Annotated in this window: 25 protein-coding genes and 3 tRNA genes; 16 read left to right on the top strand and 12 right to left on the bottom strand. The window is 60.5% G+C overall.

Annotation, left to right across the window (positions count from 1 at the left end):
* Positions 1 to 26: 26 nt before the first annotated feature.
* The 4 genes from ETC27_RS06615 (at position 27) to mnmH (ending at position 4,199) form a co-directional block, all read left to right on the top strand.
* Positions 27 to 485: a copper resistance protein NlpE N-terminal domain-containing protein gene (locus ETC27_RS06615; protein WP_136254187.1), complete on the top strand. Its 459-nt coding sequence runs from the start codon at positions 27 to 29 to the stop codon at positions 483 to 485.
* Positions 486 to 644: 159 nt separating this feature from the next.
* The gene (gene radA / locus ETC27_RS06610; protein WP_136254186.1) at positions 645 to 2,021 is read left to right on the top strand and encodes a DNA repair protein RadA; all 1,377 of its coding nucleotides are present in this window, start codon (positions 645 to 647) and stop codon (positions 2,019 to 2,021) included.
* A gap of 43 nt (positions 2,022 to 2,064) precedes the next feature.
* Positions 2,065 to 3,102 (top strand): selenide, water dikinase SelD, encoded by a 1,038-nt coding sequence (selD, locus tag ETC27_RS06605; RefSeq protein ID WP_136254185.1) that lies wholly within the window; start codon positions 2,065 to 2,067, stop codon positions 3,100 to 3,102.
* Positions 3,099 to 4,199, top strand: coding sequence for a tRNA 2-selenouridine(34) synthase MnmH (gene mnmH, locus ETC27_RS06600; RefSeq protein WP_136254184.1), 1,101 nt, complete (start codon positions 3,099 to 3,101; stop codon positions 4,197 to 4,199). The genes selD and mnmH overlap by 4 nt, the downstream gene beginning before the upstream one ends.
* Here the strand turns inward: mnmH and ETC27_RS06595 are convergent.
* The gene (locus tag ETC27_RS06595) at positions 4,179 to 4,886 is read right to left on the bottom strand and encodes a type 1 glutamine amidotransferase (protein ID WP_136254183.1); all 708 of its coding nucleotides are present in this window, start codon (positions 4,884 to 4,886) and stop codon (positions 4,179 to 4,181) included. The two genes, mnmH and ETC27_RS06595, sit on opposite strands and share 21 nt — an antisense overlap.
* 174 nt (positions 4,887 to 5,060) lie before the next feature.
* Here ETC27_RS06595 and ETC27_RS06590 point away from each other — a divergent pair, with 174 nt between their 5' ends.
* Positions 5,061 to 5,357 carry an MGMT family protein gene (locus ETC27_RS06590; protein WP_136254182.1) on the top strand — a complete coding sequence of 99 codons (297 nt, stop codon included), beginning with the start codon at positions 5,061 to 5,063 and terminating at the stop codon, positions 5,355 to 5,357.
* A gap of 108 nt (positions 5,358 to 5,465) precedes the next feature.
* Entirely contained in the window at positions 5,466 to 6,059 is a 594-nt protein-coding gene (locus ETC27_RS06585) for a YjaG family protein (RefSeq protein WP_136254181.1), read from the top strand.
* 93 nt (positions 6,060 to 6,152) lie between these two features.
* On the opposite strand, the gene ETC27_RS06580 is transcribed toward ETC27_RS06585, so the two are convergent.
* The 5 genes from ETC27_RS06580 to hisB form a co-directional block, all read right to left on the bottom strand.
* On the bottom strand, positions 6,153 to 6,674 hold the full coding sequence (locus ETC27_RS06580; RefSeq protein ID WP_136254180.1) for a hypothetical protein: 522 nt from the start codon (positions 6,672 to 6,674) through the stop codon (positions 6,153 to 6,155).
* Positions 6,671 to 7,444, bottom strand: a complete 774-nt coding sequence (hisF, locus tag ETC27_RS06575) for an imidazole glycerol phosphate synthase subunit HisF (protein ID WP_136254179.1) — start codon at positions 7,442 to 7,444, stop codon at positions 6,671 to 6,673. The genes ETC27_RS06580 and hisF overlap by 4 nt, the downstream gene beginning before the upstream one ends.
* 15 nt (positions 7,445 to 7,459) lie before the next feature.
* Positions 7,460 to 8,215 carry a 1-(5-phosphoribosyl)-5-[(5-phosphoribosylamino)methylideneamino]imidazole-4-carboxamide isomerase gene (gene hisA / locus ETC27_RS06570; protein ID WP_136254178.1) on the bottom strand — a complete coding sequence of 252 codons (756 nt, stop codon included), beginning with the start codon at positions 8,213 to 8,215 and terminating at the stop codon, positions 7,460 to 7,462.
* Between the two features lie 116 nt (positions 8,216 to 8,331).
* Positions 8,332 to 8,973 (bottom strand): imidazole glycerol phosphate synthase subunit HisH, encoded by a 642-nt coding sequence (gene hisH / locus ETC27_RS06565; protein WP_136254177.1) that lies wholly within the window; start codon positions 8,971 to 8,973, stop codon positions 8,332 to 8,334.
* 76 nt (positions 8,974 to 9,049) lie between these two features.
* Positions 9,050 to 9,643, bottom strand: a complete 594-nt coding sequence (gene hisB / locus ETC27_RS06560; protein WP_136254176.1) for an imidazoleglycerol-phosphate dehydratase HisB — start codon at positions 9,641 to 9,643, stop codon at positions 9,050 to 9,052.
* A gap of 155 nt (positions 9,644 to 9,798) precedes the next feature.
* Here hisB and ETC27_RS06555 point away from each other — a divergent pair, with 155 nt between their 5' ends.
* The 7 genes from ETC27_RS06555 to ETC27_RS06525 all read left to right on the top strand — a co-directional run bounded on the left by ETC27_RS06555 (position 9,799) and on the right by ETC27_RS06525 (position 14,721).
* The gene (locus ETC27_RS06555) at positions 9,799 to 10,254 is read left to right on the top strand and encodes an acetyl-CoA sensor PanZ family protein (RefSeq protein ID WP_136254175.1); all 456 of its coding nucleotides are present in this window, start codon (positions 9,799 to 9,801) and stop codon (positions 10,252 to 10,254) included.
* Positions 10,251 to 12,719, top strand: coding sequence for an AsmA family protein (locus ETC27_RS06550; protein ID WP_136254174.1), 2,469 nt, complete (start codon positions 10,251 to 10,253; stop codon positions 12,717 to 12,719). Before ETC27_RS06555 ends, ETC27_RS06550 begins: the two co-directional genes overlap by 4 nt.
* A 250-nt stretch (positions 12,720 to 12,969) precedes the next feature.
* On the top strand, positions 12,970 to 14,064 hold the full coding sequence (mutY, locus tag ETC27_RS06545; protein WP_136254173.1) for an A/G-specific adenine glycosylase: 1,095 nt from the start codon (positions 12,970 to 12,972) through the stop codon (positions 14,062 to 14,064).
* Positions 14,065 to 14,083: 19 nt separating this feature from the next.
* Positions 14,084 to 14,356 carry an oxidative damage protection protein gene (locus ETC27_RS06540; protein WP_136254172.1) on the top strand — a complete coding sequence of 91 codons (273 nt, stop codon included), beginning with the start codon at positions 14,084 to 14,086 and terminating at the stop codon, positions 14,354 to 14,356.
* Between the two features lie 81 nt (positions 14,357 to 14,437).
* Positions 14,438 to 14,513 (top strand) — tRNA-Phe (locus ETC27_RS06535).
* Positions 14,514 to 14,518: 5 nt separating this feature from the next.
* Positions 14,519 to 14,593 (top strand) — tRNA-Gln (locus tag ETC27_RS06530).
* A gap of 52 nt (positions 14,594 to 14,645) precedes the next feature.
* Positions 14,646 to 14,721 (top strand) — tRNA-Thr (locus ETC27_RS06525).
* 230 nt (positions 14,722 to 14,951) lie between these two features.
* Here the strand turns inward: ETC27_RS06525 and ETC27_RS06520 are convergent.
* Complete coding sequence (locus ETC27_RS06520; RefSeq protein WP_136254171.1) at positions 14,952 to 15,410, bottom strand: hypothetical protein; 459 nt, start codon at positions 15,408 to 15,410, stop codon at positions 14,952 to 14,954.
* A 30-nt stretch (positions 15,411 to 15,440) separates the two neighbouring features.
* Positions 15,441 to 15,569 (bottom strand): hypothetical protein, encoded by a 129-nt coding sequence (locus tag ETC27_RS17660; protein ID WP_276605687.1) that lies wholly within the window; start codon positions 15,567 to 15,569, stop codon positions 15,441 to 15,443.
* Positions 15,570 to 16,103: 534 nt separating this feature from the next.
* Between ETC27_RS17660 and ETC27_RS06510 the strand changes: the two genes are divergently transcribed.
* Entirely contained in the window at positions 16,104 to 16,505 is a 402-nt protein-coding gene (locus ETC27_RS06510; RefSeq protein ID WP_136254170.1) for a hypothetical protein, read from the top strand.
* A 126-nt stretch (positions 16,506 to 16,631) separates the two neighbouring features.
* Here the strand turns inward: ETC27_RS06510 and ETC27_RS06505 are convergent, their stop codons facing one another.
* Together ETC27_RS06505 and ETC27_RS06500 are read right to left on the bottom strand one after the other, a co-directional pair.
* Positions 16,632 to 16,961, bottom strand: a complete 330-nt coding sequence (locus ETC27_RS06505) for a GrlR family regulatory protein (protein ID WP_136254169.1) — start codon at positions 16,959 to 16,961, stop codon at positions 16,632 to 16,634.
* A 298-nt stretch (positions 16,962 to 17,259) separates the two neighbouring features.
* On the bottom strand, positions 17,260 to 17,466 hold the full coding sequence (locus ETC27_RS06500) for a helix-turn-helix domain-containing protein (protein ID WP_240724827.1): 207 nt from the start codon (positions 17,464 to 17,466) through the stop codon (positions 17,260 to 17,262).
* Positions 17,467 to 17,930: 464 nt separating this feature from the next.
* Here ETC27_RS06500 and ETC27_RS06495 point away from each other — a divergent pair, with 464 nt between their 5' ends.
* On the top strand, positions 17,931 to 18,809 hold the full coding sequence (locus ETC27_RS06495; RefSeq protein WP_136254168.1) for a hypothetical protein: 879 nt from the start codon (positions 17,931 to 17,933) through the stop codon (positions 18,807 to 18,809).
* Between the two features lie 251 nt (positions 18,810 to 19,060).
* On the opposite strand, the gene ETC27_RS17250 is transcribed toward ETC27_RS06495, so the two are convergent.
* Complete coding sequence (locus ETC27_RS17250) at positions 19,061 to 19,198, bottom strand: hypothetical protein (protein ID WP_168709029.1); 138 nt, start codon at positions 19,196 to 19,198, stop codon at positions 19,061 to 19,063.
* An 860-nt stretch (positions 19,199 to 20,058) separates the two neighbouring features.
* Between ETC27_RS17250 and ETC27_RS06490 the strand changes: the two genes are divergently transcribed.
* Positions 20,059 to 20,724, top strand: coding sequence for a fumarylacetoacetate hydrolase family protein (locus tag ETC27_RS06490; RefSeq protein ID WP_136254167.1), 666 nt, complete (start codon positions 20,059 to 20,061; stop codon positions 20,722 to 20,724).
* Between the two features lie 129 nt (positions 20,725 to 20,853).
* Here ETC27_RS06490 and speA read toward each other — a convergent pair whose 3' ends face one another.
* A complete protein-coding gene (gene speA, locus ETC27_RS06485; RefSeq protein WP_136254166.1) occupies positions 20,854 to 22,755 on the bottom strand; it encodes a biosynthetic arginine decarboxylase in 1,902 nt (633 codons plus the stop codon).
* Positions 22,756 to 22,763: the final 8 nt, after the last annotated feature.

Below are 22,763 nucleotides of genomic sequence, written 5' to 3'. Positions count from 1 at the left end.
GTGTGTCTCACAGCTAGGAGAAATACATGCAGATTAGGACGCTGCTGGCCGGGACCTTCATGCTTGCCTCCTTGGCAGGCTGTGCCACCGGTCAGATGGATCAGACTGGCGGTGAAATCGTCGATGACACGGCCCTCTATGAGGGTACCCTGCCTTGCCGTAACTGCGCCGGCATCGATATTGATGTCGAGCTCGATGGCACTGAAAGTGGTGCTGCCGCTGAACGTACGTTTAGCCTGAACGCCAGCTATCGCGAGCATCCGCAGAATCCGCCGGACGAGACGTATAGCGGCCAGTGGAGCGTGCTCAACGGTACGCCGGTCGACCCCGAGGCTACCGTCTATGAACTGACGCCTCAGGGCGAGGGGCAGATCTACTACTTCCTCAAGCTTGATGCGGACACCTTGGAGTTGATCGACCCTCAGCGTCGGCGTTTCCAGAACCGCGACATGCTGCAACTGCAGCGCCAAGATGCCAGCCAGTAAGTTCGGCTGTGTGATTGGTAGGTGAAGAGGCGGCCCGCGGGCCGCCTCTTTGCGTCTAACCCTCTTTGTGTCCGGCGTCTCTTGTGCTTGCCCTCGGCGCATGCGTCGCATCGACGGATCCGGCTGGTAGAATAGGTCTTTTAACCGGTGGAGCCTGGCATGGCCAAAGCGAAGAGTGCTTTCGTCTGCACAGAATGTGGTGCGGAATACCGCAAGTGGCAGGGCCAGTGCACCAGCTGTCGTGAGTGGAATACCTTGAGCGAGGTGCAGTTGGCACCGTCCCGCCCCGGTGCGTCGGCTAGCGCCAGTCATGGTCGCAGCGGCTACGCTGGCGGCATTTCCCGGGACGTCACCGATCTGGCATCGGTGGATCTGAGCGAAGTGCCGCGGCTGTCGTCGACCTTTGGCGAGTTCGACCGGGTGTTGGGTGGCGGCCTGGTGCCAGGCTCAGCGGTGTTGCTGGGTGGCCACCCCGGTGCCGGCAAGTCGACCCTGTTATTGCAGACTGCCTGCAAGTTGGCACAAGAGCGCGCTTCGTTATACGTCACCGGCGAGGAGTCGCTGTCTCAGGTGGCGATGCGCGCTAACCGTCTGCAGTTACCGACGCAGGGCCTCAAGATGCTTGCCGAGACCAGCGTCGAGACGATCCTTGGCGTCGCCGAGCGCGAGCGTCCTGAAGTGCTGATCATTGACTCCATCCAGACCATGCATCTGGAGGATATCGCCTCGGCACCCGGCGGTGTGGCTCAGGTGCGCGAGTCCGCGGCGGCGCTGACCCGCTTCGCCAAGCAGTCCAACACGGTGTTGCTGCTGGTGGGTCACGTCACCAAGGATGGCAGCCTGGCCGGTCCCAAGGTGCTTGAGCACATGATCGATGCCTCGCTGCTGCTCGAGGGCGATACCGATTCGCGCTTTCGCACCCTGCGCGGCCAGAAGAATCGCTTTGGTGCGGTCAACGAGCTCGGCGTCTTTGCGATGCTCGAGCACGGCCTGAAGGAGGTGAAGAACCCCAGCGCCATCTTCCTCTCGCGAAGCGAAGAACAGGCCTCGGGCAGCCTGGTGATGGTGATCTGGGAGGGCACGCGGCCAATCCTGGTAGAGGTCCAGGCGCTGCTCGACGACTCGCCACTGGGTAATCCACGGCGCATCGCTGTGGGCCTCGATGGCAATCGGTTGTCGATGCTGTTGGCGGTGCTGCACAAGCACGGCGGGCTCTTCACCGGCGACCAGGATGTCTTTCTCAACGTGGTCGGCGGGGTCAAGGTGCTGGAAACCAGCGCCGACCTGGCGGTGCTGCTGGCGGTGGTCTCGAGCCTGCAGAATCGTCCGCTTCCCCGGGAGCTTGTAGTATTCGGCGAGGTTGGGCTTTCCGGCGAAATCCGTCCGGTGCCAAGTGGCCAGGAACGTATCGTCGAGGCCGCCAAGCACGGCTTCACCCGCGCCATCGTGCCGCGCGGCAATGCTCCCAAGACCTCGCCGGCCGGCATGGAAGTGGTCGCCGTCGACAAGCTGGCCGACGCGCTTGAGGCGCTTTGATGACCGGCAAGCCAACAATAACGACTTCAACAAGGAGATCGTGATGAGCGCGATTCGTCTGACCCAATACAGCCATGGTGCTGGCTGCGGCTGCAAGATAGCGCCCGATGTGCTTGATGGTATTCTCGCCAAGGCAGGACCTGGCATCAGCCATTCGCAGCTGATCGTGGGTAACCAGGGGCGTGAGGATGCTGCCGTCTATGATCTGGGTGATGGGCGCGGCATGATCGCTACCACCGATTTCTTCACGCCGATTGTCGATGACCCCTTCGATTTTGGCCGGATTGCCGCCACCAATGCCATCAGCGACGTCTATGCGATGGGCGGCAATCCGGTGATGGCGCTCGGCATCCTCGCTTGGCCGCTTGATAAGCTTGGCGCCCATATCGCCGGTGATGTGGTAGCCGGTGCTCAGGCGGTGTGTCGTGAGCACGGCATGGCGCTTGCCGGTGGGCACTCGATCGATTCCTCGGAGCCGATCTTCGGTCTGGCCGTCAATGGCCTGGTCGATCTCGAGCATCTGACCCTCAACAAGGGGGCCGAGGTGGGCGACCTGCTCTATCTGACCAAGCCGCTTGGTGTGGGGCTTCTGACGACTGCCGAGAAGCAGGGGTTAGTCAAGCCGGGGCACCAGGGGCTCGCGAGGGAGACCATGCTTGCTTCCAACCGGGCCGGTGCCGATTTCGCCAAGATCAAGGGCGTGCATGCCATGACCGACGTCACCGGCTTTGGGCTTGCCGGCCATCTGATGGAGATCTGCGAGGCCAGTGGCGTGGCCGCGCGTCTCGACTACAAGCGGTTGCCGCGCCTTGCCGAGGCTGAGCACTATCGGCGTATGGGCGCTGTGCCCGGTGGCACCCGGCGTAACCGCGAGGCACTGGGCGAGCGGCTGCCGGTCATGGACGAGGCACACTGGCAGTGGCTCTGTGATCCTCAGACATCAGGCGGCTTGCTGCTCTCGGTGCACCCCGCCTGGGCCGATGATGTCGAGCGTGTCGGCCGAGCCCATGGTCTGAGCCTGTCTCCCTTTGGCGAAGTCGTTGCCACGAGCGGCTCCTCTCGCCTTGAGGTCAGGGGATGAGTTTGCCCCTGGTCGATCCAAGCCTTGATCTGTTGCGTAACCGCCGTCGCCTGATCGACGTGCGAGCGCCGGTGGAGTTCGCCCAGGGCAGCCTGCCCGGAGCGGTTAATCTGCCGCTGATGGATAACGAGGAGCGCCACCGGGTCGGTATCGCCTATGCGGATCAGGGGCAAGAAGCCGCTATTGCGCTAGGCAAGCAGCTAGTTGACGGGAGCATCAAGCGTGCCCGTATGATCGCCTGGCAGCAGGAAATTGCAGCCCATCCTGATGCGCTTATCTACTGTTTTCGCGGTGGGCTGCGCTCCGAGACCTCTCAGCAGTGGCTATGGGATGCCGGCATCGAACGCCCAAGGATTCGTGGGGGCTGGAAGGCCATGCGCAAGCTGATCTGCGATCATGTCGATGCGGCTAGCGAACGCCCGATGCTGGTGATCAGTGGCTTGACCGGCTCGGCCAAGACGCCGCTGATCAATGGCCTCGAACAGGGGCTCGACCTGGAAGGCTGTGCTCGGCACAAGGGCTCGGCCTTTGGTCGTCATCCGCTGCCCGCCCCCTGTCAGATCGACTTCGAGCATGCCATGGGCATGGGCCTTTTGAATCAGCGACGGCCGCAGGGCCCGACGGTGGTCGAAGACGAGTCGCGTCACATCGGCGCGGCCAACGTGCCGTTGATCTTCTGGCGTGGCATGGAAAAGGCGCCGCGGGTTCGCGTCGAAATGCCGCTGGACTGGCGGCTGGCGCAGATCCGCAAGGACTACATCGACGATCTATGGACGCTGTATCAGCGCCAGTATGGCGATTGGTTAGGCTGGGCGCTGATGCGCAAACAGCTTTCCACGGCGCTTGGCCGGTTGCGCAAGCGCCTGGGCGTTGCGCGGCTGCAGCGTCTGCAACGCCTGCAGACGCTGGCATTTCGCGAGCATGAGCGTGGCAACCGTCATGCACATGAGGCCTGGCTGGGACCGCTGCTCACTGAATACTATGACCCGCTGTATCGTTACCAGCTTGAGAAGTACCCACAGACCTTTTTGCATGTGGGTGACTGGGATAGCTGCCTTGAGTTCGCCAGGGACTGGTCAGCGCGCCACGCTGCGTAACCATTGCACCATCAATCGGTCGAGCAGCGCCGCCTGACGATCCACGCGTCGCGTGTCTTCACGTATCGTCTCGGCTGCCTGCACGTAGGGGCCCCTGAGGGGGCTGGCACCTGCATGGGTCTGAGCGTCGAGATGTTCGAAGAGGGCCGTGATGCTGGCGTCGGTGGTCTCCAGATGGCACTGCAGGGCCACGACGCGTCCACGGTCCCAGGCAAAGCCCTGCAGCGGGCTCGCCTCGCTGCTGCCAAGCGGCAGGGCATCGTCGGGCAAGCCGAAGATATCCCGGTGCCAACTGAAGGCCTCGAAGGTCTCGGGCAGGTCAAAAGGACTCTCCGGGGCAAGCTCGATGCGCTGCCAGCCAAGCGCGGGATAGGTGCCGCGGGAGACGATGGCGCCCAGGCCCTCGGCGATCAGGCGAGCTCCCAGGCCGACGCCGAGCACTGGTTTGCCGCTCTTCAACGCCCGGGTCAGCAATTTCTTCTCGCGAGAAAGCCAGGGGTAAGTCGCGGTATCATCCACGGCTAGGTCGCCATCGAGCAGTATCAGGGCATCGCAATCCTCGAGGCGTGGCGGTGCCTCATCGGCATAGAGATGGCAGGTGTTGTGGCTGTGGCCCATGCTGTCCAGCCAATCGGCGAAGCGGGCTGGACCAAGCCCGGCGGCATGCTGAATAAAGTAGGTATGCATGCCGCCATGATGACCGGGTGAGGGTCAGGGCGTCCAGCGCCTGGCATGTCGGCGCTGCATGGCACGCTTAGCTCGTAACGACCAGTTCGACACGGTCGGTCCGACACGGTCGGTTCGATACAAGCTCTGCGGCATTGTTATCAGACGCAGGCATCATGATCAGAGGAGGGCGCCATGGCGAGCAGCGCCGTGCTGGAACAGATCTACACCATCGTTGCCCAGATTCCTGAGGGGCGCGTCACCACCTACGGCAGCGTGGCCAAGATGACCGAGGGCGCCACCGCGCGCATGGTCGGCGGCGCCATGCGCCATCTGCCCGAGGGCCATGGCCTGCCCTGGCATCGTGTGATCAATGCCACCCGGCGCGTCACCGACCATGGGGGCGCCGTGCGGCAGCGCGAAAAGCTGCGCGCTGAAGGGGTGGTGTTTGATGCGCGGGGCAAGGTGCCTGTCGAGCTGCTCTGGCCCTGAAGCAAGCCTTGGGTGGTCTTGCCGATATACGTTCAGTCCTCCCTACGTACTTGCATACTTACTTTCATTCTTGCGTGTTTTCTTTTCTACCTGACTTGGGGAGACTCCATGACTCAGCTCGCCGGTGGCTTCAATGACCGCCTGAAGAATCTCGACGCTCGTCGTCGCCTGGCCTTCATGGCCGCCCTCGGCGAGCGGCTGATGCCCAACTACGCCCTCTATGCAGATCATGCCGAGGTCGGCGACCCGGCGGCGCTGCGCGGCATTCTGGCGCTGGTCTGGGAGCATCTGACGGTAAAGAGCGCCAAGATCGACTTCGATCGCCAGGCCGAGAAGCTCGCCGAACTCGAGCCGCCGACCGATGACGATAGCTTCGGCGCGCGGCGTGCTCTGGAGGCGGTGATGGCGGTCTCGGCGATGCTCGATACCCTGCGTGGCGAAGCGCCCGAGGCGGTGCTGGAAGTCAGCCGTGCCTCGCTCAGCGGTGTGCGTGCCTTCATTGAAGTCAGCGAAGGCGAAGAGGACGCCACGCGGCTGGCCGCACTCATCCGCGAACATGAGCTGATGGCAGATGAACGCGACTTTCAGGATGCGGTGCTGGAAACGGTCGAAGAGGAGGAGCTTGATCGCGATGCCCTCAGGAAGCTCAAGGTCCTGGGGCGCAACGAAGGGGTCAGCAACCTGGGGTTGACCCTGGACTAGGCGGTGCCCGAAAACGCTCAGTACTCACTACTGATAAGAAGACGGTGCGGGTAGCTTTGGCATCGCGAATCATCAGGAACTGCAACGCTGTGGCTAAAAGCGTAGCCCGCCATTGACCATCGCCCCGGCGGTGCCGAACATCACTATGTCGGCTTCGAAGCGGCGCCAGCGCGCGCCGATGGTCGGCAGAATCGCCGGGGCAATGCCCAGACTGTTGTAGGCGATCTTGTCTTGCTTGTCGCCGTCATAGCCGCGTATGCCACCGGCGGTGAGCTTGGCGCGCACCTCCATACCCTCATTGGGCTGCCAGAGAGGAAACTCGCGCCCCGCATAGAAGTACCAGGTCGGCTGGTCGAAGGAGTTCTTCAGCCAGGCCGTGCCGGCGAACCAGCGCTCGGGGTTGTGCAGCTCAATCCCGATCAGGTTCTGCTGGTCGTTGTACTCCTCGTCATCCTCGTTGGTCTTGTAATGCGTGGTCACAAGGCTTGACTGCACCAGGCCGTGATCGTACTCGAAGAAGCCGTTGGCTTGGGCCCAGGAAGGGGCGAGCAGGCTCGCCAGTAGCAGTGCTGGCAGCAAGCGATGTGTCGGTACGAGATGACCGGTGCGGGTCACAGCCTCATCTCGATGCCCTGGTCCGCCATGTAGCGCTTGGCATCGGGAATGCTGTATTCACCGAAGTGGAAGATGCTGGCGGCGAGCACCGCATCGGCACGGCCCTTGGTCACGCCTTCGACCAGGTGATCGAGGGTGCCGACGCCGCCCGACGCGATCACCGGCACGCACACCGCGTCTGAAATGGCGCGGGTCAGCTCGTTGTCGAAGCCGATCTTGGTGCCGTCACGGTCCATGCTGGTCAGCAGCAGCTCGCCGGCGCCCAGTTCCACCATCTTCTTGGCCCATTCCACCGCATCCAGGCCGGTCGGCTTGCGCCCGCCGTGGGTGAAAATCTCCCAGCGTGGCGTCTCGCCTTCGGTCGATACTTGCTTGGCGTCGATGGCCACCACGATGCACTGGCTGCCGAAGCGCTGTGTGGCTTCAAACACGAACTCCGGGTTATGCACGGCGGCGGTATTGATGGAAACCTTGTCGGCCCCCGCGTTGAGCATGGTGCGGATATCCTCGCAGCTACGGATGCCGCCGCCGACGGTCAGCGGAATGAACACTTCACCGGCAATGCGCTCGACCATATCAACGGTGGTGCCGCGGTCTTCGTGGCTCGCGGTGATATCGAGGAAGGTGATCTCGTCGGCGCCTTGCTGGTTATAGCGCTTGGCGATCTCGACCGGGTCGCCGGCATCGCGGATGCCGACAAAGTTGACACCCTTGACCACGCGACCGGCGTCGACGTCGAGACAGGGAATGATGCGTTTGGCGAGTCCCATGAGTCAGATCCCTGCTTATTGAGGAGTGTCGGCAGCGCCGGAGAGTTCGTCGCAGAGGCGCTGGGCCTCGGCGAGATCCAGGCTGCCCTCATAGATGGCGCGACCGGTGATGGCGCCGAGAATGCCATCGCCTGAGACCTTGGCCAGCGCGCGCAGGTCCTCGAGATCAGTGACGCCACCCGACGCGATGACCGGCAGGCCGCCGTGGCGGGCAAGTTCGGCGGTGGCTTCGACGTTGACGCCCTGCATCATGCCGTCGCGGGCGATGTCGGTGTAGACGATCGAGGATACACCATCATCGGCGAAGCGCTTGGCCAGATCGGTAGCCTTGATCGTAGAGACTTCGGCCCAGCCGTCAGTCGCCACGTAGCCGTCGCGAGCATCCAGGCCGACGATCACGCTTCCCGGGAAGGCGCGGCACATTTCGGTGACGAAGTCCGGCTCCTTGACCGCCTTGGTGCCGATGATTACGTGTGATACCCCGGCGTTCAGGTAGTGCTCGATGGTGGCCGCGCTGCGGATGCCGCCACCGATCTGGATCGGCAGGTTCGGGTAGGCGCGGGCGATAGCCGTGACGGCCTCGCCGTTGACCGGCTCGCCTTCGAAGGCGCCGTTGAGATCGACCAGGTGCAGGCGTCGGGCGCCGGCCTCGACCCAGCGGGCCGCCATGGCCACCGGATCATCGCCGTAGGTGGTGGAGTCATCCATCCGGCCCTGTTTCAAGCGAACGCACTTGCCGTCCTTGAGATCGATGGCGGGAATTACCAGCATGTCGTGTCCTCGTGGGCGCCTTGTAGGGCGCATGATTCTTGTCGGTGCGAATCGGAGCGGGCGGCGCCCGCTCCGATATGGCGTCATGGGGCGCTATCGATCAAAGCAGGCCTTGCTCAGGGCGCCCACTGCACGAAGTTTTCGAGCAGGCGCAGGCCTGCCGCCGAGCTCTTCTCCGGGTGGAACTGCGTCGCGAAGACCGGCCCGCGACCCACGGCGACATGGGCCGTGATGCCGCCGTACTCGGTGGTGCCGAAGACATCGGTGTCTTCGGCAGCATCAACGTAGTAGCTGTGGACGAAATAGAAGCGCTCGCCGTCTTCGATGCCGTTCCACAGCGGGTGATCATGGTGCTGGGTCAGGCGATTCCAGCCCATGTGCGGCACCTTGAGGCGCTCGCCATTGGCATCGCACATGTCGGTAGGGAAGCGCCGCACGCTGCCCGGCAGGAATCCCAGGCAGGCCACGCCGTCATTTTCCTCACTCTCGTCGAGCAGCATCTGCTGGCCGACGCAGATCCCCAGCAGCGGTTTGTCGCCGCTGGTCAGCAGTTCCTGAACCAGGCCCTTGACCTCGCTACGCTCAAGCTCGCCCATACAGTCGCGGATCGCGCCCTGACCGGGCAGCACCAGCCGGGTAGCGCCACGAATACGGCGGGCATCACGGGTCACCACGATGTTCTCGTGGGTGACGTGCTCGAGCGCCTTGGCGACGCTGTGCAAATTGCCCATTCCATAATCGATGACGGCAATGGTCATGCTGCGCTCCTTGTCAGTGAGTGGCCGAGTGAATGGCCTGAGAGGCGAAGGGGAATCATCATGCCATCATGACAGCTTATAGGCTGCCTTTGGTGGATGGCATCTGACCCGCCATGCGCGGATCTTCGGCGGTGGCCATGCGCAGGGCGCGGCCGAAGGCCTTGAAGATCGTCTCGGCCTGGTGGTGAGCGTTGAAGCCTTTCAGGTTATCGATGTGCAGCGTGACCTGGGCATGATTGACGAAGCCCTGGAAGAACTCCCAGAACAGCTGGGTATCCAGTTGGCCTAGACTTCCACGCGTAAATTCGACGTTCATGAATAGCCCCGGGCGTCCGGAGAAGTCCACGACCACGCGGGAAAGCGCTTCGTCCAGCGGTACATAGGCATGGCCATAGCGATAGATGCCACGCTTGTCGCCGATGGCCTGAGCAAAGGCCTGGCCCAATGTGATGCCCAGGTCCTCGACGGTATGGTGCGCATCGATGTGCAGGTCACCTACTGCCTTGATGTCCAGGTCGATCAGGCCATGGCGGGCCACTTGGTCGAGCATGTGGTCGAGAAAGTGCACGCCTGTCTCGCAATTAAGCTCACCCTTGCCATCGAGATTCACGCTGACCGTGATCTGCGTTTCCTTGGTGTCTCTGGAAACCGTGGCGGTACGCTGGGTCATGGTGGCGTTACTCCTGCGCTGGGCGCATTGCGATGAAACGTCGTCGCGCGACTGCGGGCGACGGTGGTCGAGCCCGCCATTATAGTGAATCGCGGCCCCCATCCGCTACAATGCGGGTATTGTCAGGTTGTCCCGATAACCAAGGAGAAACGTCGATGCCGGTTACCCTGCACAAGGTTGGCAAGGCCGAATGGGAACGGGACACGCAGCTTGCCCTGGATCTCTCCCGCATTTACGCCGATGTTCCGGCGGAACGACTGCCGCTCCCGGCGGATGACTATATTCGCGATCAGCTCGAACGACAGGGCATATTCTGCTGTGCCCGCTTCAATGATCGCCTGCTGGGTGCCGTGGCCATGAACGTCGTCGATGAGGCCTGGTGGCTATCGAACATGTGCGTTCGCCAGACCACTCGGCGCCGCGGGGTGGCGTCCCGACTGGTAACGTTGATCTGCCAGGAAGCCTATCGAGATGACTACCTGCTGCGCGTTGCGGCCTCCACGTTGCTTCTTGGCGACGAGTTGCTGCTCAAGAGGATGGGCTTCAAGCTGGTTGCTGATGGAGAACACTACGAATTGGATCCCAAGGCGTCACTAGGAGGTAAAGGATGAGAGCACTGTTACGAACACTGCTAGCAGTGGTAGGGATACTTGGCTTGGTAGTGGTGGGTGCAGTGGTCTACATCACGACCTTCTTCGACCCTGAAGATTTGAAGCCACACCTAGTAGAGGTAGTGCGTGATCAGAGTGGCCTCGAGCTTACGCTGGATGGACCGCTGGCCTGGTCCTTCTACCCCCGACTGGGGCTAAGCGTTGCGGATGCACAGGCGCGCCTGCCTGATCAGCCCGAGAATGAGCAGGCCTTCTTGGCCTTTGATCAGGCCGAGGTCAGCCTGGCCTTCTCGACGCTGCTCTCCGGTCAGGTGGCCATCGATGGCCTGAGTCTTGACGGCATGCGCCTGAATCTGAAGCGAGACGCTGAGGGGCGCGGCAACTGGCAGACACTGCTCGATCGGTTCGAGCGTCAGCAAGAGCTGGCCGCCATCGAGGCCGAAGAAAAATCAGCTGCGGCCGAGACAGAGGCAAGCGACGAGACCACGGGCGATGCTGCCAACCCTGCCTCTAGTGAGAGCGGCAGTGAATCATCCTCCTCGCAACTGCCAGGTGATCTGGGCGGCGAGAACGGCGTGGCCGTCGCACTCGATATCGCCCGTGTCGACATTACCGATGGCAGCATTCGTTATTCTGACCGCCAAAGCGGTCAGGCCTGGCACCTTGATTCGCTCAATGTCAGTGGGAGTAACGTCAATCCTGCCAAGCCTTTCCCGCTCAATGCTGACTTCGCCCTGTCCTCGTTCCTGATTCCCGAGGGGCAGTCGCGTGAAGCCGACGCTCAGTGGGTCAGCCAGATGACACTCGACAGCCAAGTAGAGCTCGGTCTCGACGATGGCCGCTACGTGCTGAGTGATCTCAAGCTTGATACCACCACTCAGCTGGCCGGCGCCGACGGCAAGCAACAGAAGGCCAACCTGCGCTTCCCGAGCCTTGAGGCCAACATGGAAGCCAGCCGTTATGTGCTCGAGGGTGGCAAGCTGGAGGCCAGCCTGTCCCACCCATCGCTTGGCGAGAAGTCACTGCCGCTGACGCTTAGCTTCGCCGCCGATGCCGATCTCGAGGCGCAGACCCTGCGAATCAGCGAATGGCAACTCAGCGGAGAAGACAGCCTGACGCTTGGGGGCAACCTACACGTCGAACAGCTGCTTGGGGCGCCGCAGTACCGTGGTCAGTTGGCGCTTGAGCCGCTGTCGCTGCGTACATGGCTCGAGCGCTTGGGCAGCCTGCCCGAGACTGCCGATGACGCCGCACTCGACAACCTGGCGCTGTCGAGCCCAGTGGAAGGCAGCCTCGAGCGGATCAGCCTGCCAAGCCTGAACCTGACACTGGATGACACCACCCTGAGTGGTTCGCTCTCCGCCGGCCTCGATGGCCGCTCACTGGCACTCGACCTGCAGGGCGACGTGCTGAACCTCGATCGCTACCTGCCACCGGTCGAAGAGGGCAACGACAAGGCACAGGCAAGCGCCGAGGGAGAAGACGCGGTTGGTGCGGCGAGTCAGGCGGGTGCCGCGGCGGTCAGCGAAGCCGGCGGCGAACTGGTGCCGGCGGCAACCCTCAAGTCCCTGAACCTCGACGCGGACATCGCCCTCGAGCGGCTCACCGTCAAGAACATGGATCTTGAGCAGGTCGTACTCAAGGCGCGTGGCAGCAAGGGGCAGCTGCGTCTGGAGCAGTTCGATGCGCGCTTCTTCGACGGCACGCTTGCCGCGAGCGCCGGGCTCGACCTGCGCGAAACGCCGCTGCGCTGGCGTTTTACTCCGACGGTCAAGGACGTTTCCGCCGAGCCCTTCCTCGCCGCACTTACCGGGGAAGCGTCTCCGCTGCGCGGGAAACTCAACCTCAACGGCGAGCTGACGACCCGTGGCAATAGCGCCGCCGAACTGCCGGCGCAGCTCAACGGGCAGCTGAGTACCCGCATCGATGAGGGTGCGGTGCTGGATGTCAATGTCTCGGAAGAGTTGTGCACCGCCGTGGCACTGCTCGAGGGCAAGCAGACCAGCCGCGATTGGCGTCCCGACACACGCTTCGACAGCGCTAATGCCACCCTCGATATCCGTAATGGCGAAGTGCGCAACGATGATCTGGATATCAGCATTCCCGGCATCCAGGTGACCGGCGAAGGCAAGGTGGGACTGGTCGATAAGCGCTTTGACTATCGCGCTGCCGCCCGCTTCGTGGATACCGCCGACGCCGCTTGCGAGGTCAATCCGCGCTTGACCAAGGTGCCGCTACCGGTGCGCTGCGAAGGCAGCCTGGCAGGGGCGCCTGCCGACTGGTGCCGCTTCGATCGCGGCGCCTTCCGCGACGCAGTAACCAACCTCGCTCGCCAGGAGATCGAGGAAAAGGCCAGCGAAGAGGTTCAGGAGCGTCTCGACGAGGCGCTGGAAGGGGTCGATGAACGCATCGGCGAAGGTGCCTCCGGGGAACTTCGTAACGCCCTCAAGGGTCTATTCAACTAGTCGTGAGCCTCAGTGAGCTCGGTGAGTAAGCCGAGGTCCATGATCAGTCGTTTCATGCAAGCCTTTATTGCGCCGACCTTACCGTCGGCGCTTTTTTTTGCCCCCTGTTTGGGTCATCCGGGCAGTTTTTTTGTGCCTGGCCCCGGCCACTCGCTACCATGTCGCTCCTGCCGGCTTCGTCCATTACCGTTCACGTCTTAACATGCGTGCCAACTAGCCACCTCGTCTACTCCTGCAAGCAGTGCCGACCATGACCGATACCCCCGAGGCCATAGAGCCGATCGACCTCTCACCCGACGAGTTTCAGCGCCGCCTGATGGCCTGGTTCGATGAGTATGGCCGCAAGACGCTGCCCTGGCAGCACAACACCACGCCCTATCGGGTCTGGGTCTCCGAAATCATGCTGCAGCAGACGCAGGTGGCCACGGTGATTCCCTACTACGAGCGCTTCATGGAGCGCTTTCCCGATGTGAACGCCCTGGCCAGTGCCTCTCAGGACGAGGTATTGCATCTGTGGACCGGGCTTGGCTACTACGCCCGAGGCCGCAATCTGCACAAGGCCGCCCAGGTGGTCGTGGACGCGCATGGCGGCGAGTTTCCTGTGCATAGCGTCGAGGCCATGGCTGCGCTGCCCGGTATAGGCCGCTCCACCGCTGGCGCCATCATCAGCATCAGCACCGGCGAGCGTGCGGTGATTCTCGATGGCAACGTCAAGCGCGTGCTGACACGGCTGCACGCCGTTGAGGGCTGGCCAGGGCGTCCCAGGGTCGAGCGCCCGTTGTGGGCGCTCGCCGAGCGCTACACGCCCCATGAGCGCCTTCCTGACCACACACAGGCAATGATGGACTTGGGCGCCACCCTATGCCGGCGCGGGAGCCCCAGCTGCCTGCTGTGCCCCTTTGAGGACGTCTGTCTGGCCCATGCCCGTAATCAGGAGAAACGCTTCCCCGAATCCAAGCCCAAGAAGGCACTGCCCGAGCGCTCGACCATCATGTTGCTGCTGCACGACGAAACCGGTCGCGTGTTGCTTCAACAGCGTCCTGCAGTGGGCCTGTGGGGCGGTCTGTGGTGTTTTCCCCAGTTCGATGATACCGAGGCCCTCGCAGCCTGGCTGGACGCTCATGCGCCGGATGCCGAGCTCGCGACGGCCTGGGACGCCTTTAACCACACCTTCAGCCACTTTCGCCTGTCCATTACCCCGCAGCCTGCCCGTAGTCGACAGGCTGCCGTGACCGAAGGCGGGGGCCTCTGGTATAACCCCAGCGAGCCCGCCAGTATTGGCCTGGCCGCGCCGGTCAAGGCGCTGCTTGAGTCGCTGGCTCGACTCGCCACCTCATCCACATAGCAAGACCCGGAGTGATCCCATGAGCCAGACCGTATTCTGCCGCAAGTATCAGCAGGAGCTCGAAGCCCTGCCGTTTCCTCCGCTACCCGGCCAGAAGGGTCAGGAGATCCAGGCCAACGTGTCCAAGCAGGCCTGGGAAGAGTGGCAGGCGCTGCAGACTCGCCTGATCAACGAGAAGCACCTGAGCATGCTTGATCCCAAGACCCGCGAGTACCTGATGGAGCAGATGGAGCGTTTCCTGGACAACCGCGATACCGATCAGGCCGAAGGCTACGTGCCTCCCAGCCAGTGAATTTTGGGTATTCCATCTCTTTGAAAGAAAAAGGGTTGACGGGCGGAAAGCTTTCTAGTTAAATACGTCCTCGTTGGCACGGGCCAGATAGCTCAGTCGGTAGAGCAGGGGATTGAAAATCCCCGTGTCGGGGGTTCGATTCCCTCTCTGGCCACCATCTGCTGGGGTATCGCCAAGTGGTAAGGCACCGCTTTTTGGTAGCGGCATTCGCAGGTTCGAGTCCTGCTACCCCAGCCATTGCCAACCCAGATTCAGTAGCATCATCTGGCACTTGTGGCGAGTTGCACCTGCCGGCATAGCTCAGTTGGTAGAGCAACTGACTTGTAATCAGTAGGTCCCGGGTTCGACTCCTGGTGCCGGCACCATAAAAGTTGTAGCAAGCTCAAGATGTTAGATATGAAGAGGTCGCCCATCGAGGCGGCTTTTTTGTGTGCGTGCAATCACACTTTCCTCCATAAGCACCCACTATCCACATCTGGCGAGTCTTTCTCCCTGTGTGTAACCGCGCGCCAGCTTTGGCACTTGGTTGCGGGAAAGTTGGCACAAGGTGCTGCAACGGCACAGCACCCTATTTCGCGCGATACTTGGCACCCAGCTACATAACTATCGGTCCAGTACGCCTTCTGGGCGGTGGCTGCTTCTTCTTGCCAGCCAGATATTTGCATGACGAGCAGCGATACCAATACTCGGCCTCTGTCATGACTGCCAGCCGCTCGTCCTCTTTGCAGACAGGACAGATCGCATGTTTGGGAGTGCCGTCTACAGCAAACTCCTCCTTCAGAACCAGTACGTAATCCCCCGTAGATGTCTGCTGAAGCTGGTACTTATCAAACCTAGCGGCCTTCTCAAGCTGATCTTTCAACTGCCTATTTTCGTCAATCAGCTCCTGATGCTGCTGCTGCATCTCGAACAGGCTGAACTGCGCCGAGGTAAGCTGTTCCATGATCTCGGCAATGGCCGAGTTTAGTTTGGCCTGATCGTTGACGTCCTTAGCAGAACGCGCAATTTCATATGCGGCCTTGAGGCCAGTGCCTAGTGATGCGAAGTCGACCATAAAGTGTCCTTGGTAGTTGCGATGGCGCTATTAGAATAACCCCGCCGGCTCAGCTTCGACGTCCCAGCTGAAGATCAGCACCTCGATGGCCTCCGCGCCCTTGCTGCCGCCGACGGTGTGGCGGATGTCGAGGTGATCGTTCAGCGTAGCGCGCCGCATAAATTGCGACGCTGAGCCACTAGGTATGAGATAGACGGATTCAAGCGCCACTAGGCCATAGCGTCAACACCTGGCAAAAGGCTTCGAGTAGGCGAGCGGCAAGCTCCAGCAGAGTAATCACTAGGTCGACTCGGTTCATGGCGGCACTCCTGAGTTGGCGAGATCGGTATCGCGTCCATGGTGTCGTCACGACATGGGCGGGGCCACTAGGTAGCGTTGTGGAAGTGCTATGCCACAACTGAAGACGGCCGGGTTAACCGGCCGTTAAACAGTGTTTGCTGGGTCTAGCGCTGGGCACCTGTTGCGCCACGCCGCCAACCAGTTAAAGCCTCTTGCGGTTTGCTCCAGCCAACTAGGTGTAGTCGGCACCGTCAGGGGGGCTAGGCCCCCGAGGTAGCCAATGTAGTCCTCGATATCGGCTGTGTGACGGTCAGGGTTGACCGGCTATCTGGCGGGGGGCAGATTCAGACATGGTGGCGGCAAAGGGCTTCAACGTATCTTGCCGCCTACAAGTCCCGATTCAGGAAGCGATCAATGGGTGCCGACAAGGATTCGAAAAAAGGCCACATGTACCAAGCGCAGCGTTGGGTGCGTATGTTCTACCTCTTCATCATTCCAGCTGTCGCGATCCCAGCCCTAATGTGGGTACTGCCCTGGAGACCTGATGGGGAAACCTGGCTGAGCTGGTTTCAACGTAGCGGTGCCATCATGATTGTCTTGGCACTCGCGGCAGAGTTTCCAGTCCTAAACCTCTTTCAAGTACTCAATCCCTCAGGCTACGTCAGTCTCGATTTTACGCCTGTGGAGGAAAGGTACTGCCGCTATCCCCGCCGGATGTCGATAGCCGTGTTTGCGGTTGGCTCCCTCGGCACCCTCATTTCCGCCTATGGAGATCTGCTGTTCGAGCTCGGCCTCTATTGGATCTGGATCAGATAGCGCTCAGCCGCGCTGCTGCGCTTGCTCCTGCTGCCATGCTTTCCTCCTGAATGCTCTGAGGGGCTGGACATCCTAACGAAAACAGCCGGTGTTAACCGGCCGTCATGGGATTTCTACGGGGTAGCGCTATACCAGTGGCTTCAGGTAGTGGCCGCTGATGTCGATCTTCTGGGCGGTGCTGCCCTTGACGTTACCGGTGAGCTCGAAGCTCCGATCGCTGACGGGGCCGCTGACCTCGAGCTCGAAGCTTTCGGCAGGGCCGAAAATGGACTCGGTCTTCGGGTTATACCTTGCGACGGTCAGCGTGCTCTTAACTCCTTGCCCAGTCTCAGTAAGCTGCCCCTGGTAGGAATACCCGGCATCCCCACCATTAACCGAGCCCTTGATCACTGAGACCACGCCCGTTCCTTCGTTACCTGCCGTCCTGAAGTGCACGGCGTATAGTCCATCGATCATCTACCCATCTCCATTTGAGGATTTCGGCTACCATCCCTATCACGAGACCGGGGTGCTCCTACACCCCGGGCGGTCGCTCCTCTTCTTCCTGCCTTACGCCTCCGCTGGCTTGTTGCCGGCGAGATGCAGGCTGCGATCTGGGTGATGACGCTATCCCACTGTTCTGCGGCCAGGAGGTAGACGAAGGCGGAGCCGGACACCCATTCACCGCCCTGTTGGATGCTGAGCGGCGTCATGGTGGACCCCCATCTTCATCTGCGTGCGAGTGCGTGGGGGAGCGTGAGGAGATAGTAGGTGCTCATGCCCAGTCCTCCGAAATGAGGCACTCAGCGGTGAGCAGGGCCACGTTAACGAGGCGACGACGACCTATCTTGGCGATGGGGAGGTTGCCTTGCTGAAGCTGCCGACGAATGGTGTCGGGGCTAAGGCCGGTCAACTCGGCGAACCGCTCGATGGTCATGACTGGCACGGTGGCCGGGACCTGGGGCGTGTTGCTCGTTTCCATGTCGTACCTGCTCGCTGTGGCTAGTTGTGTTATTTTTCGGGTTAATAAATAAATGTGAGCCTGTGTACCCGTGCACAAGGCTACCCTTGGGCGAGTACATGCAAAGCGATTTGGCAAAAAGAATTCGCCTAATCCGGGAAGTAGAAACATCTGGAAGGGCGGAGTTCTCGCAACTCATTGGAATTTCAAAGAAAACCATCGAGGGGCTAGAGCAATCAGGAAGGACGCCGAAAGGAGAAGTCCTAGAGGCCGTATGCATGCAGTGGCCGAAATACTCGTTGTGGTTGATGACTGGTCAAGTCAATGAGGGATCCGGACAGGTCAGCCCAGAGATAGAGAAGGCGCGTAAAGCGTTTAAGCCAACGGGAACGGCTACCGACTAGCCAAAAGGGTTGTGGATAGGTGGGGTTAAGGTGGGATGGGCAATATATAAGTTTATTATGTGTTTATAATTGGGGGCAGGGATGACAAATAAGGAAAGTAAAGGGAAAGAAGGTGGTGTATTAAAAAATGCATTTGTGGTTACTCCAATCGGGCCACATGGATCACAAATAAGAAGAGCAACTGATGGATTGATTTCTTCCGTTGTAAAGCCTGTGCTTGAAGAGTATGGGTATAAGTGTGTTGCTTCTCACCAAGAATCTGAGCAAGGATCAATATCACAAAGAGTTATTGAACACTTGATAGATGATGATTTGGTTATTGTTAATCTAACTGGTCTTAATTCGAATGTTATGTACGAATTGGGCATTCGGCATTCGACAGGTAAGCCTGTAATACTGATCTGTGAGAATGGTACGGACCTTCCATTTGATATGTACGATCAGAGGACAATTTTTTATTCTGATGATATGCAAGGCGGACTTGACTTAAGCCAAAAGCTTAAAGGGCTTTTGGAAAGCAAGGATGGTATTGAGTCAAATGCCTATAATCCTGTTATATCTAAGGCAAAAGAGAATATTATTGAAAGCGCGTTGAAAGATATAGATCTTTCTGGTCTTGATGGTGCTTCTCTAGTTGCAGATGTATACGAATCGATGAAAGAGGTGTCATCAGGTTTGAGATCTCTCGGAGCAAGAGTTAATGATATAGAAAGAGGTTATGGAAAAAGTGGGCATGGATTTGGTAGTCATATGGTAATGACTAAGAAGGGTAAAGGTGGGGATCTGTTGTTAACGACCACAGATTTAAGTGAAGCGCTTGTTTTAGAGCAGGAGCTAGTGAGTAAAGGAATTAGTACTGATTTGATTGAAAAGAATGGGGGTATTGATATTAGTGTTGCGCCATGGGATGTGGATAAAGCTATGAGTGTGGTTAAGAAGTATACGGAGAATCATGGATAGCAACTTCGATGGTGATTGCTTTTGGCGGCCTGGTTCTGCCGCCTTTCTTTAGTTGTGCGTTATGACTTTTTCATCGCAAATAGTAGCTTGATAAATATCTTTAGGCACGAACCTGGGTTCGGACCAAGACCAATATTCACACCTCTTACCATCAGAGCGTGTATATTTTCTTTCATGGTCAGGCTCACCTAGCATCATATAGAGCTGCCCTTTGGTCATACCTTCTACGATCTCTCCTCTAATACCCGCTTTCACGCGAGCATTCCTAGCTTCAAGCTCAGATCGATATGAGCTAGTGCTTGATGGCTGGCGAGGCTGGCTGGAGTGTTGTCGGCGAGGCTGGCGAGCAGGAGCAGGAGCAGGAGCAGGAGCAGGATCGGCTTGGGCATGGGCCTGAGCTTCTAAAGAGGTTAGTGTGTCGCGAGTAATGAAGACTTCCCCATCAGTGCATGGGGTATCCTGGTAGGCTGTTGAGCCATCCACCTCGCACTTGTAGACCTGGGCGTGAGAGGAAAGGGGCAGGAGTGCCATAGCTAGTAGCAGGGTACGTTTGATCATCCGTGATCATCCAGACTGTATAGAGACGTAAGCTAATGTAGTACAGATGATTTTTGGCGCTGGGCCTCTGACTACATTTTGTCTACGGCTCTATGCCTGAGTGGCCTTTTGTGAGCAGGTGGAGTGCTGTAATCGCTTGATTTTACTGCCAGTGAGCCAGTGCGATGCGCACCGGGCAGAACTTGTAATCAGTAGGTCCCGGGTTCGACTCCTGGTGCCGGCACCATTAAAGTTGCAGCAAGCTCAAGATGTTAGATATGAAGAGGTCGCCCATCGAGGCGGCTTTTTTGTGTGCGTGCAATCACACTTTCCTCCATAAGCACCCACTATCCACATCTGGCGAGTCCTTCTCCCTGTGGATATCGTTTCCTCTGTATTGCCCCTATTCGGCCTCAGGAACGGCCTGACGGCTGAAAACGTTGTTGCCCTGCCTTGCGTCGTGGCTGGCCTCAAAAACGCATGCAGCCGTTCTTTCAATCAGCGCCGCTATAAGCCTTGCGTATCGCCCCGCGAGGCTTGAGCGTTGAGCGTCAGCTCTTGAGCATTGGGCGTATCTCATGGCTCTATTGTGCATAGTTCTTTGCTGGGGCGTACCAAAGAAGAGGGTGTGCAGTAAACTGACATCAGGCCCTTCTCCGTGAGATGCGCGCCCCAAGCACTGCTCACTGTCATCGTTAAGGAGAACCGCACCATGCATTTTGTGCCTCGTTTCACCGACGGTCAGGATTTTCCCTATGCACTCGGAAAGATCGTGTGCGTGGGTCGCAACTACGCCGAGCATGCCAAGGAGATGGACAGCCCGGTACCCAGTTCGCCGCTATTTTTCATCAAGCCCGCTACGGCAGCGGTGCCGCTGAAGAATCCGATTGCGGTCGAGCCCTCGCGCGGCGAGGTCCACTTCGAGACCGAGCTTGCATTGCTGATCAGCCAGACACTGACCGATGCAAGCCCGGAAGAAGCCGAGCAGGCCGTTGCCGGCATAGGGCTGGCGCTGGACTTGACGCTGCGCAAGGTGCAGGCCGAACTCAAGGACAAGGGCCATCCCTGGGAAGTCGCCAAGGCCTTCGATGGCGCCTGCCCACTGTCGCAGTTTCTGCGCCTGAGCGGCCCGCTGGACTGGTCGAACCTGACCTTCTCGCTGGATATCGACGAGGAGCGCCGACAGACTGGCCACGCCAAGGATATGTTGTTCCCGGTTCCCCAACTGCTGGCCGAGATGAGCCGACACTTCACGCTATCGCCTGGCGATGTGGTCCTCACCGGCACGCCTGCCGGGGTAGGAGAACTGCCACGAGATGCCAGCCTGCATTTCGAGCTCAACGACTGGCTCGAGCTCGATACCCATGTCGCGCCCTGAGTCCGTGGCACTGATCCTGGGTTGAAGGCGACCCTCTTCAGAATACGACACCGCCCCGCCAGGTAGCTGGCGGGGCGGTGTGGTTTGTAGCGCTGTGTGTCGGTGTGACCCCAAAGTGCGCCGACGTGATCACCCCAGGTAGGTATAGCTCTCGAGCCCTGCGTGCAGGTCATCGAGGAAGGCTCTGCGCTGAGATTCCGGCAGGCCACTGGCCTCGAGCTGGCGGCTCAGCTTGCGGCGCAGCACTTGGGCATCGAAGTTGACGTAGCCAAGCACCTTGGCCACGTCATCACCCAGGATCGGCTCGGAGAGTATCCAGTTGCCGTTTTCGTCCAATGCCGCGTCCACTGAGTCGGTATCGCCGAACAGGTTGTGCAGGTCGCCGAGGATCTCCTGATAGGCGCCGACCAGGAAGAAGCCCAGGAGCTTTTCTTCGTCGTGCTCCCAGTCGGGTAGTGGCAGGGTGGCCTCGACGCCCTGACCGTCGACGTAGCTGTCGATGCGCCCGTCGCTGTCGCAGGTGATGTCCTGCACCACGGCGCGGCGGGTCGGCTGCCGGTCGAGCCCAGAAAGCGGCAGGACCGGGAAAATCTGCTGAATGCCCCACACATCGGGCACCGACTGGAACAAGGAGAAGTTGACGAACAACTTGTCGGCGAGCTTCTCGGCCAGCTCATCGAGGATCTCCCGGTGGGCGCGGTTGCGGGCATCGAGCTGGCCGCGCAGCCGGCCACAGGCGGCGAAGTAGACCGCTTCGCCCTCGGCGCGCGCGGAGATGTCGGCAAGGCCGAGTACGAAGCGGTCCTGCAGCTCGGCCATCGCCTGGGCCAGGTCATGGTAGGCCTCGACCAGTCCGCGGGGCTCCTGGCTCGCTGATAGCTGGTCATGCACTCGCCATAGTTCTTTGACTTCGCCGTCCTGCGAGGCGCGGGCTGCCGGCGGCGCTTCACCGATGCGCTCTTCGCCGATCACGTTGGTGATCAGTATCGCGTGATGGGCGGTCAGGGCGCGGCCGGACTCGGAGATCAGGTGCGGGTGGGGCAGGTCCTCGGCGTCGCAGGCCTGGCGAAAGGCGGCCACCACGTTGCCGGCGTATTCGCGCATCGAGTAGTTGATCGAGCACTCGCTTCTGGAGCGAGTGCCTTCGTAGTCGATGCCGAGACCGCCGCCGACATCGACAGTATCGACCGGCGCGCCGAGCTCGCGCAGGCTCTGGTAGAAGCGGGCGCATTCGCGTAGGCCGCGCTGGATGTCGCGGATGTTGGCGATCTGCGAGCCTAGGTGGAAGTGCACCAGTTGCAGGCTTTCCAGGAAGTCGGCCTCGCGCAGCCGCTCGACCACGCCGAGGATCTGGCTGGCGGTGAGACCGAACTTGGATTTCTCGCCGCCGGTGTTCTGCCACTTGCCCTTGCCCACCGAGGCGAGGCGGGCGCGCAGGCCGATGCGCGGCGTCACCTCGAGTCGCCTGGCCTCCTCGAGGATCATCTCCAATTCGGAGAACTTCTCGACCACCAGATAGACCTTGTGGCCGAGCTTTTCGCCCATCAGCGCCAGGCGCACGTACTCGCGATCCTTGTAGCCGTTGCAGACGATCAGTGAGGGGCCGTCGCCGGAAAGGGCCAGCACCGCCAGCAGTTCCGGCTTGCTGCCGGCCTCAAGCCCGACCCGGCCACGACCGCGCTCCTGGGTGGCGAGGATCTCCTCGACCACGCGGCGCTGCTGGTTGACCTTGATCGGGTAGACCGCGGTGTAGCCGCCGCTGAAATCCTCATCCTGCATCACGTGATCGAAGGCTGCGCACAGCTGCTCGACCCGGTCATGGAGAATGTCGGTGAAGCGCACCAGCACCGGCAGGCGTAGGCCCGCCTTGCGCAGTTCGTCGGTCAGGCCGTCCAGCGGCAGGCTGGGGCCATCCACTTCGCTGCCCAGCGGGCGCACCAGGGCGTGGCCCTGATCATCGACGTCGAAGTAGCCGCTGCCCCACTGATCAATGTTGTAGGTGCGGCGTGCCTTGGCGGCGGGTGAGGTCATGTCGCTCT

Origin of the sequence: Onishia niordana (assembly GCF_004798965.1) — a bacterium.
GTDB classification, from domain to species: domain Bacteria; phylum Pseudomonadota; class Gammaproteobacteria; order Pseudomonadales; family Halomonadaceae; genus Onishia; species Onishia niordana.
Note: the sequence above shows the minus strand (reverse complement) of the source record. Positions and strands in the feature narration are given on the sequence as shown.